Origin of the sequence: Bradyrhizobium sp. NAS96.2 (assembly GCF_001908235.1) — a bacterium.
GTDB lineage: Bacteria > Pseudomonadota > Alphaproteobacteria > Rhizobiales > Xanthobacteraceae > Bradyrhizobium.
In genome coordinates this window covers 1-960 of record NZ_LGHK01000335.1, presented here as the reverse complement: position 1 = coordinate 960, position 960 = coordinate 1, and the positions used below count along the sequence as shown (strand labels likewise).

Sequence of the window (960 nt, the reverse complement as noted above, 5' to 3'; positions counted from 1 at the left end):
TGCGCGGTGTGCTGAGCTCGTGCCCGGCTTCCGTTAAAATGCTGGCGGCTGAAATGATGTGGCTACTATTGCTATGTCCCAGCAACGTATCGATCGATAGAAAACGCGAAACCATAAAAACAATTTGGAATTGGTCAGAGAACCAATTTCCGGAGCAAAGTAGGTGGCTATCCGACACGGTACTGCAAGGGATTGGAAGCGGCGGGCCAGGCTTTAGCAATCACCGTCCCCGTGAACTGGCGTTTTGCCTCGCTTTTTTGTTGGCCTTTCGAAAGCTTCCTCAGGATGAGCGCACCAAGCTGCTGTCGAATTCCTGGACCTTCGCAGAGTGGCTCCAGCAAGTTCCGGATGCCCAAGCGCGTCAGTTTCGACACATGTTACTTTATTTGCTGTTTCCGGACGATTTCGAACGCGTGTTTTCGGCCGGTGATCGGAAAGCAATAGCCGAACATTTTGCGAAGCTTTCGCGGGCTCAGACAAACGGGATGGCTGCAGTCGAGCTCGATAAGGTGTTGCGTAAGACGAGAGATGACTTGGAGCAGAAGTACCAGACCAACAAACTGGACTTCTATCGCGCCCCTCTGAAAGAGCTTTGGCAGAGTGATTTGACAGTACTTGAGACTGCGTTAACTGCGGACCATGTGAAGAAAGCAATCGCCGAAATCGACCAGGAAGGCGTCCCGAAAGACGCGGCCTCGTCGACTTACGACTTGGTGCAGGGAGACAAGCGATATCCTCCAAAGTTGGTTCTTTCGCTAGCGTTCAAGCACGCCGCGGGAAAAGAACTGCCTAGGCATGATTTCGCAGGGGGAGAGGACACATGGGCTTTCCGCGTCCTTAGGCAGCTTGGATTCTCCATTGTGCCGAAGAAGTTCATAAATGACCTAGTCGATAGATTCTTGGCGCAGGCAAACGGAGGCCAGGATCTGCGCACAAGTGATTATCCGAAGGAGTATCGAG

1 protein-coding gene is annotated in these 960 nt (G+C 52.4%); it reads left to right on the top strand.

What is annotated here, in order from left to right; translation table 11 throughout:
- Nucleotides 1-38 precede the first annotated feature (38 nt).
- On the top strand, nt 39-960 hold a 922-nt coding region (locus AC628_RS40955), incomplete at its 3' end, for a ScoMcrA-related endonuclease (protein ID WP_502689840.1).